Raw genomic sequence first — 9,305 nt, forward strand, 5'->3', positions numbered from 1 at the left:
TACTATCGATTTGTCTGCGGAATTTCTGCGAAACGTGTCTTTTTCTTCCAACAGTCGAGCCGATTGGTTTGCAAAAAAACACCACTGGCAAGGTCTACCATCTGCCGTATGGTCGCGTGATGGATGCTTTCGTGCCCTGAAACACGTTGATCGGCGGTCAATCCATGCCAGACGTGGCGGCAACAGTGTAAACAAAGGCAATTCGACTCATGTCGCGGCTATGCCCTACAATCGCGCCATGAGTCATTTAACTATCCTATTGCCATTCGGCCTGCCACCGCCGGAACTGGCGCGCGATTTATTGCGCGAATTGAAACTACCCGCCTTTGCCACCTTGATGGCGCGCGCCAAAAAGGAGCATTCCCGTCAAGAATTTGACGACTTTGCGCGCGCCTTGCCACACGAAATGTGGTTAAGCTCACAATTTTCCCTGCCTTCGTTTGCCGCGGTTAACGCCGCACCTGGCCAGGACGCGCACAACAGCCCTGCCCTTGCCTGTGCCGCCATGCGCGCGCTGGGCCTGAGTGCTGATGAAGGTGTCTGGTTCATGCTCCATCCGGCGCACATCCATATCGCCCGCGATCACCTGGTATTAACCGACATCCGCCAGATCGGCTTGTCCGAAACGGATTCACGCGAATTGTTCGACGCTGCCGCGCCTTTGTTTGCCGAAGTAGGCAGGCCACTGGTCTACGGCAGCGCCAACACCTGGTTCATGCGCGCCGACGACTGGCAGGGCCTGCTTACTTCCACGCCGGACGCTACTTGCGGGCACAACATCGATATCTGGATGCCGCAAGGCGACGGTGCCCAAGCCTGGCGCAAGTTACAGAATGAAGTACAGATGCTGTGGTTTGCACATCCCCTGAACCAGCGCCGCGAGATGCAGGGCAAGCAGAGCGTCAACTCACTTTGGTTGTGGGGCGGCGCTGCTGCTACGGCGCCAACCGTCGGCCAATACGAGGTATTCAATCTGCCTGATGGTTTCGTCGGCCTCGGCCAGTACGCCAAGGCTGCGCATGCGAATGCCAGCGTCGCCGGCATCATCGCCGCCAAACCCGGACACGGCCTGCTGATATTGGATCAATTGATCCAGCCGGCCCTCACCGGCGAATGGTCAAGCTGGCTGCAAGAGCTGCAAACCCTGGAAAACACTTGCTTCGCGCCTGTGCTGCAAGCGATGCAGCAAGGCCTGCTGGATAGTCTTTCCTTGATTATTACCGACAGTACACACGTGCTTGAACTGGCCACCAGCCGGCTCTCGCTCAAGAAATTCTGGCTGAAGCCAGCCCTGACCAGATTGCTGCCATGACGCGCATAACCACCCGCCCCTATTCTTTCCGCGACTCTGAACGGCTGCACCAGAGCGGCATTCATCCGGTATTGGCGCGTGTGTATAGCGCGCGCGGCCTGCTCGATGTCAGGGAACTGGAAAGTGAACTGACCGCGCTGATTCCGCCTGCAGGATTGCTGCATATAGACGCTGCCGCCAGTTTCCTGGCCGACGCCATCGCCGCGCAAAAGAAAATGGTGATCGTCGCCGACTACGATTGCGACGGCGCCACCGCCTGTGCGGTCGGTCTGCGCGGCCTGCGGCTGCTGGGCGCCAACATCGATTTCATCGTACCGAACCGGTTTGAGTACGGCTACGGCCTGACACCGGAAATCGTCGAACTGACGGCACGCGAGAAATCGCCAGACATCATCGTTACGGTCGACAACGGCATCGCCAGCATCGACGGCGTGGCTGAGGCCAACCGGCGCGGGATTGAAGTAGTAGTTACCGACCATCACTTGCCCGCAGACACGCTGCCGGCCGCCCGCGTCATCGTCAATCCGAACCAGCCGGAATGCGGCTTTCCCAGCAAGAACCTGGCCGGTGTCGGCGTCATGTTCTACGTTTTGCTGGCGCTGCGCGCCGAAATGCGCAAGCGCGGCGTGTTTGACGCCAAGAGCCAGCCGAAACTGGATGTACTGCTCGATCTGGTGGCGCTCGGCACCGTCGCCGACGTCGTCAAGCTGGACGCCAACAACCGCATCCTGGTAGCGCAAGGATTGAAGCGCATGCGCGCCGGCCGCATGCATGCCGGGATTGCCGCCCTGTTTCGCGCCGCCGGCCGTGAGGCGCGTCGCGCCACGCCGTTCGACCTTGGCTTTGCCTTGGGTCCGCGCCTGAACGCGGCCGGTCGCCTGGCCGACATGGCGCTGGGCATCGAATGCCTGACCACCGACGACGAAGGCCGCGCCTGGGCCATCGCCCAGCAGCTCGACACCATCAACCGCGAACGGCGCGATATCGAAGCCGGCATGCAGGATACCGCGCTGGCATTGCTGGACGATTTCAAGCCGCAGGACAGCACCACCATCAGCGTGTTCGACGCATCCTGGCATCAGGGCGTGATCGGCATTGTTGCTTCTCGTCTCAAGGATAAATTCTATCGGCCTACGATTACTTTTGCGCCGGGTGGCGAAGGGTTGATCAAAGGTTCAGGGCGTTCGATTCCTGGCTTTCATTTGCGCGATGCGCTGGATCTGGTGTCCAAGCATGCGCCTAGCCTGATCCAGAAATTCGGTGGCCATGCGATGGCAGCCGGTTTGACGATCCGTGCGGATGCGTTCGACGCTTTTGCCGAGGCCTTTGAAAAAGTCGGGCGTGAATGGCTGGGGCAAAGCCAGCTGGAACGTGTGGTTGAGACCGACGGGCCGTTGGAGGATGCTTATTACACTACGCAATTCATTGAGTTAATGGAGGGCCAGGTGTGGGGCCAGGGCTTTGCGCCGCCGCTGTTTTGCGATGAGTTCCGGGTGGTTAGCCAGCGTATTTTGAAGGAGAAGCATTTGAAGTTGCTGCTGGAGCGGAATGGCACGCGCTATGATGCAATCTGGTTTGGGCATACGGATGAGTTGGGCAGTAAGGCTAAGGTGGCGTTTCGGTTGGATGCTAATGAATATAATGGCGTTACCAAGGTGCAGTTGATGATTGAGCATGCGGAGGCAATGTAGCTCATTTTGAAATTTGGAATCTTGTGCTCCGTGGCCCTATTTAACTATTTAACTATTTAACTATTTAACTGTTGGTTTGGCGTTGGTGGCTTGGCGGGAGACTTTCGAATTTGCTCCAGACACGGCGTAATTGGCGGGTTGAATTGAAGCCTGCTTGTTGCGCTACTTGCTCCATGTCTAGCTTGGACTGGGTCAGCAGTTCGCGTACCAGGGCAACGCGGATTCGCTGGATGTAGTCGACCAGGCTGCTGCCGGTATGTTCGCGGAACAGGCGGGTCAGATGGCGTTCGCTGGTGCAGGCAATATCTGCCAGCTGTTGTAAATCCCAATCGTTCGCAGGGTTGCCGATCACGGCGTCTTGTACCCGGTGTACCGCTGGATGCAAGTGATTGCGGCATGCCAGCCATGGCGACAATTGCGGATCGCTTCCGGCACGCCGCATATAAACAACCAGCGATCTGGCAATCGAAGCGCTGCGGGCGTGGCCGCAAATTTGCGCTACCACATGCAGCGCCAGATCGATGCCGGTGGTAACGCCTGCGCTGGTGTACACGTTGCGATCTTCGACAAAAATCCGGTTTTCTAAAACATGCGCACGCGGCGCGATGCGGCGCAGGTCATCGCAATGGCTGTGATGCGTGGTGCACTGGCGGCCGTCGAGCAAACCGGCGTAACCGGCCAGCAAGGCGCCGCTGCAAATGCATAATAATTTATGCGACGCGCCCCAATGGGTGCGCAGCCAGCTCACTGCGCGTTGATCGGCCATGCTGCTGAAATCGTCGTCGCTGCCGGTGCAACCGTTGAGCACCAGGATGGCATTGGCGGGCAGGCTATCCGGCAGTGGACCAAAGCCGGTTAAGCCAAGTCCTATGGAAGTACTGATGTTGTCCGCCGCGCTGATATAGCGCACATCGAAGAAATTCGGCCGCCCTTCGCGCTCGGCGATCCGGTTGGCATAGCGCAGCACTTCCGCCGGACCGATCAGGTCAAGCGCCATGGTGGCGTCGCGCAGCAGGAAATAGACCGGAATGGTGATTTCACCGGCGCCCATGTTGTCGGCTATTGCAACCATCGATACTCCATCTGTCTGGCAGTGGCGGCAGCCAGTTCGGATCCAGCCAATCGCTCGACCAGATGCAGGCTCATGTCGACGCCCGCTGAAATACCGCCGGAAGTGACCACTTTACCGCAATCTACCCACGCCACATCACGCTTGACAGAAAGCGCCGGAAAACCTGTCTGCAAATCATCCTGATCCTCCCAATGCGTGGTGACATCCAACCCATCCAGCAAACCCGCCTTGGCCAACAGGAAGGCGCCGGTACAGACCGAAGCGGTGATAACCGTACCCAGCGACTGCGTAGCGATCCAGTCGATCACCGCGTCGTTATTGAGGATGGCAGAAACATTGCCGCCGGGCACCAGCAGCACATCCAATTCCGCAGATGGCAGCAACACACAGTCAGGCAGCACTTTCATGCCGCCGCGAGCGCGCACCGGACGCATGCTCGGCGCCACCAGAAAACATTGGAACAGGTTTGCGGCAGCATGATTGCCGTTGCTTCGGCCATGCACCCGGGCCGCGGTGGAAAACACTTCGTAAGGGCCGGAAAAATCCAGAATTTCAACATCGTCAAAAACCAGTATTCCTACGCTCAGCATGCTTAGACCTCATTCAACTCACGAGAAGTCCGGGGCCGGACTTTTATCGTTGAAATCAGATTAAGCCTAAGGCGGGTATCGCGAAATGCTCCCTGTAGACATAATGCGGACAAAACCGGACATCCTGGCTTGCCGTCAACGATCGACTCAACTATCACCTGTTGCCTTAATCGACATCGCTATGCCCATTCAAACCAATTGCATTTTATATCCGAACCAGTATAATCAACCTGTGAAACCGGTGCGTTTCCTTGGCGATTCGTTGAAATGCCTGCGCCAGTTTCCCGAAGATGCAAAGCAAGATGCTGGCTATCAACTTGATAAAGTGCAAAAGGGCAAACAGCCGGATGACTTTAAACCCATGCCGTCAATCGGCATGGGCGTTGAAGAAATCAGGATAAGGGACGCTTCGGGCATTTATCGGGTTATATGCGCAGCGACAGCGCGCCTTACTGATGCTGTATATGTGCTTCACGCTTTCCAAAAGAAGACGCACGCCACGGCCAGACACGATATTGACATTGCCAGGGAACGCCTTGCGCAAGTGATGAGAGGTAACAAATGAGCAAAATCGAAAGCTACGCCAGCGTGTGGGACGCGCTTGCCGACACACCGGAGCAAGCCGCAAATCTGCGCGCCAGGGCTGAGCTGATGCAACAGATTGCCGATATCGTGAAGGAAAGCGCTTGGACGCAGACTGAGGCAGCCAGCCATTGCGGCGTGACGCAACCGCGCGTCAACGACTTGTTGCGAGGTCGGGTATCGCGCTTTTCGCTGGATGCACTGGTGAATATCGCTGCAGCGCTTGGCCGCCGTGTGCACGTTGAACTCGAGGTTGCCTGATAGCGTTTAACGTACCGGCAGAAACTGCAAAAACGTACCACCCACCATATTCTGCAAATAACTGATTCCGGCACGCTTATATTTTTCAGTCGTCATCTCGGCCAGCAGATCGATGCGACCGATGATCTTGCCAAACTCTCTTTCGAAACTGATATTGCGTTCACTGTCGCTGATATCGTTGGACAACAGCAAAGGCTGGCCCGCGGGATTTTTCCGGCTGTTCAATATCCACGACGCTATCTCCATGTTGCGCGCGGCGTTGTACAGATATTGGGCGTCGAAACCGTCAATCAGATAAAACCTGGTTTTACCGCCATGCGCGACGATGATCATGTCGGCCGCGCCGTAGATAAAAGCCGCCACCCGGTCGCCGCTGAAATCCGGGGTTAGCGCCAGCGATAACGCCTGAATATCATGCCTGCCTTGCAACTCAGGCCACGGCTGGCGCGCTTCGATAGCATCACGCACGCGCTTGATCGCCAGCTCGCGGCTGGTAGCGGTCTTTTTCCACTCGGCAGGATTGCGTCGGTACAACTTATCCAGCAAGCGATAAAGACTATCCAGATTGTCGCGCATGGCAAGGGTGGCGAAACGATTGACATCGGACTGCGCCAGTTCCGAACCGCTGCTGGAAGCTCCCTGAACTTCGCCGTGCGGCGCCGGCGTCGGCGCCAGCAGGCCGCAAGCACCGAGTCCCAGACACAGCGGGATCACCAATAAAAATGATGACAAACAGACATTGCAACGACTGATATTTGCCTTAATCGACATGTATGGCAAGACCCGGTAGGTGAATCATCAAGCTCGCATCCATTGTAGAGAGTTGCAGGTTCGATAGCGGCCTTGTTGCAATGGTTCACATTTGTGCATATTCATCGAAAAAAGATCGCCAAAAATAGGCGAAATACAAACAGCAGGGCCATCTGCCATGGCGCTGGCGTATAATTTAGGGTTTGATTGCAAAAGAGCCGAAAATGGAAGCCGAACGCTTAAATTCCCTACAAAACCTGCTTGCGGACCTGACCAGCCGCGAAGCCGAACTTCGGAGGTATCTTTGACTTCGATACGAAGTTAGAGAAACTCGACCAGGTCAATGGCGAACTGGAAGATCCGGAAGTCTGGAACGACCAGAAACGCGCCCAAGACCTGGGCAAGGAAAAGAAATCCCTGGAAGCCATCGTCCTGACGCTGACCAAGATCGAAGCCGATCTGCGCGACACCAGCGACCTGTTCCAGATGGCTCGCGAAGAGCAGGACGAAGAAACCATAGAGGCTGTCGAAGCCGATACCGAAGGCTTGCGCAAGCTGGTCGAAGGCATGGAATTCCGCCGCATGTTCAGCAATCCGATGGATCCCAACAACTGCTTCATCGATATCCAGGCAGGCGCCGGCGGTACCGAAGCGCAGGATTGGGCATCGATGCTGTTGCGCCAGTATTTGCGCTATTGCGAACGCAAGGGTTTCAAGGTCGACATCCTGGAACAGTCCGACGGTGAAGTGGCCGGCATCAAGACCGCCACGCTGAAGGTCGAGGGTGATTACGCCTACGGCTTCCTGCGCACTGAAACCGGCGTGCACCGGCTGGTGCGCAAATCGCCTTTCGACTCTGCCAACGGCCGCCACACTTCATTTTCCAGTCTGTTCGTGTACCCGGAAGTGGATGATTCGATCGATATCGATGTCAACCCGGCCGATGTCCGCGTCGATACCTACCGCGCATCCGGCGCCGGTGGTCAGCACATCAACAAGACCGACTCCGCAGTGCGCCTGACGCATATGCCGTCCGGTATTGTCGTGCAATGCCAGAACGACCGCAGCCAGCACCGTAACCGCGCTGAAGCGTGGGACATGCTGAAAGCTAAACTTTATGAACTGGAATTGCGCAAGCGCATGAGCGAGCAGCAAAAGCTGGAAGACTCCAAGACCGATGTCGGCTGGGGCCACCAGATTCGCTCTTACGTGCTGGATCAATCGCGCATCAAGGATTTGCGTACCAACTTTGAGAGCGGCAATACCAAGGCCATCCTCGACGGCGATCTTGACGACTTCATCGCAGCCTCGCTCAAGCAAGGCGTGTAAGTTACAAAGCAGTTGCAAACCATGCCACGGACCAGGTCCGTGGCAATGTCTTTCTCGCCGCACCACAGACGTTTCACCGCACCACTTTAAAAGACACTGACATGACGACAGACAATCAGCAGCAACCTGTCCCGCAAGACGAAAATAAAATCATCGCGGAACGCCGCAGCAAGCTGACCGCCCTGCGCACGCAAGGCGTGGCCTTCCCTAACGACTTCCGGCCGACGCACAAAGCCGCCAGCATCCAGGCCGAATATGCCGGGCAGGAAAACGAAACGCTGGACGCCGCCGCAGTCAAGGTTGTGGTTGCCGGTCGCATGATGTTGAAACGGGTGATGGGCAAGGCTTCCTTCGCCACTCTGCAGGACGCCTCCGGCAGCAATGCCGACGGCCGCATCCAGCTGTTCATCACCAAAGAAAATATCGGCGAAGACAATTACGACAGCTTCAAGCATTACGACCTGGGTGACATCCTCGGCGCCGAAGGCACGCTGTTCAAGACCAAGACTGGCGAACTGTCGATCAAGGTAACTACCCTGCGCCTGCTGACCAAATCACTGCGCCCGCTGCCGGACAAATTCCACGGCCTGGCCGATCAGGAAACCAAATACCGCCAGCGTTACGTCGACCTGATCATGAATGAAGACACACGCCGCACCTTCAAAGTGCGTACCGCTGCGATGTCGTCGATCCGTCGCTTCATGGAAAAAAACGACTTCATGGAAGTCGAAACGCCGATGCTGCACGCCATCCCCGGCGGCGCCGCGGCCAAGCCGTTCATCACCCACCACAATGCGCTGGACATGCAGATGTTCCTGCGTATTGCGCCTGAGCTGTATCTGAAGCGCCTGGTGGTTGGCGGTTTCGAACGCGTGTTTGAAGTCAATCGTAACTTCCGTAATGAAGGTGTGTCACCGCGCCACAATCCGGAATTCACGATGATGGAATTCTATGCGGCGTACGTCGACTATCAATGGCTGATGAATTTCACCGAGCAAGTGATCCGTCAGGCTGCTATCGATGCCCACGGCACCGCCACCCTGACTTATCAAGGCCGCGAACTGGATCTGAGCAAGCCGTTCCAGCGTTTGACGATTGTCGGCGCCATCAACAAATATGCGCCGCAATACCAGGATGCGCAACTGCAAGATGCCGAGTTCATCAAGGCCGAATTGAAAAAATTCGGCGTCAAGCCACACGCCCATGCCGGCCTCGGCGCGCTGCAACTGGCCTTGTTTGAAGAGACCGCAGAAGCGCAATTGTGGGATCCGACCTATATCGTCGATTATCCGGTCGAAGTATCGCCGCTGGCACGCGCCTCCGATACCGTACCAGGCATCACCGAACGTTTCGAGTTGTTCGTCACCGGCCGTGAAATCGCCAACGGCTTCTCCGAGTTGAACGACTCTGAAGACCAGGCCGCCCGCTTCCAGGCGCAGGTTGCAGCCAAAGACGCCGGCGACGAAGAAGCCATGTTCTTCGACGCCGATTACATCCGCGCGCTGGAATACGGCATGCCCCCGACCGGCGGCTGCGGCATCGGCATCGATCGCCTGATGATGCTAATCACCGACTCGCCAAACATCCGCGACGTACTGCTGTTCCCACATCTCCGCCGCGAAGACTGATCAATCAGCAGCAACGCAGTCAAATGGGGTCAGAGCCGCGCGGGGAGCGTAATTTACGATGGTGAGACTGTCGTAAATTACGCTCCCCGC

9 protein-coding genes are annotated in these 9,305 nt (G+C 56.9%); 6 read left to right on the forward strand and 3 right to left on the reverse strand.

Annotated elements, in window-relative coordinates:
• Nucleotides 1-238 precede the first annotated feature (238 nt).
• Together KHU29_RS10730 and recJ are read left to right on the forward strand one after the other, a co-directional pair.
• Complete coding sequence (locus tag KHU29_RS10730) at nt 239-1,312, forward strand: hypothetical protein (RefSeq protein WP_211452791.1); 1,074 nt, start codon at nt 239-241, stop codon at nt 1,310-1,312.
• Entirely contained in the window at nt 1,309-3,003 is a 1,695-nt protein-coding gene (gene recJ, locus KHU29_RS10735) for a single-stranded-DNA-specific exonuclease RecJ (protein ID WP_211452792.1), read from the forward strand. Before KHU29_RS10730 ends, recJ begins: the two co-directional genes overlap by 4 nt.
• A 64-nt stretch (nt 3,004-3,067) precedes the next feature.
• Here recJ and KHU29_RS10740 read toward each other — a convergent pair whose 3' ends face one another.
• Nucleotides 3,068-4,075 carry a GlxA family transcriptional regulator gene (locus KHU29_RS10740; protein WP_211452793.1) on the reverse strand — a complete coding sequence of 336 codons (1,008 nt, stop codon included), beginning with the start codon at nt 4,073-4,075 and terminating at the stop codon, nt 3,068-3,070.
• Nucleotides 4,063-4,665 (reverse strand): DJ-1/PfpI family protein, encoded by a 603-nt coding sequence (locus KHU29_RS10745; protein ID WP_211452794.1) that lies wholly within the window; start codon nt 4,663-4,665, stop codon nt 4,063-4,065. The genes KHU29_RS10740 and KHU29_RS10745 overlap by 13 nt, the downstream gene beginning before the upstream one ends.
• Before the next feature lie 181 nt (nt 4,666-4,846).
• Here KHU29_RS10745 and KHU29_RS10750 point away from each other — a divergent pair, with 181 nt between their 5' ends.
• A complete protein-coding gene (locus KHU29_RS10750) occupies nt 4,847-5,230 on the forward strand; it encodes a type II toxin-antitoxin system RelE/ParE family toxin (protein ID WP_211452795.1) in 384 nt (127 codons plus the stop codon).
• Nucleotides 5,227-5,508 (forward strand): helix-turn-helix domain-containing protein, encoded by a 282-nt coding sequence (locus KHU29_RS10755; RefSeq protein ID WP_211452796.1) that lies wholly within the window; start codon nt 5,227-5,229, stop codon nt 5,506-5,508. Before KHU29_RS10750 ends, KHU29_RS10755 begins: the two co-directional genes overlap by 4 nt.
• A 6-nt stretch (nt 5,509-5,514) precedes the next feature.
• On the opposite strand, the gene KHU29_RS10760 is transcribed toward KHU29_RS10755, so the two are convergent.
• Entirely contained in the window at nt 5,515-6,279 is a 765-nt protein-coding gene (locus tag KHU29_RS10760) for a hypothetical protein (RefSeq protein WP_211452797.1), read from the reverse strand.
• 203 nt (nt 6,280-6,482) lie between these two features.
• Here KHU29_RS10760 and prfB point away from each other — a divergent pair.
• Nucleotides 6,483-7,587 (forward strand): peptide chain release factor 2 gene (prfB, locus tag KHU29_RS10765; protein WP_211452798.1). Its coding sequence is split into 2 segments (ribosomal slippage): nt 6,483-6,563 and nt 6,565-7,587, totalling 1,104 coding nucleotides; the frame shifts between segments, so codons are not numbered across the junction.
• 101 nt (nt 7,588-7,688) lie between these two features.
• On the forward strand, nt 7,689-9,215 hold the full coding sequence (gene lysS / locus KHU29_RS10770; RefSeq protein ID WP_211452799.1) for a lysine--tRNA ligase: 1,527 nt from the start codon (nt 7,689-7,691) through the stop codon (nt 9,213-9,215).
• Nucleotides 9,216-9,305 lie beyond the last annotated feature (90 nt).

It is taken from the genome of Collimonas antrihumi (assembly GCF_018304965.1).
In the GTDB taxonomy this organism is placed as follows: Bacteria; Pseudomonadota; Gammaproteobacteria; order Burkholderiales; family Burkholderiaceae_D; genus Collimonas; species Collimonas antrihumi.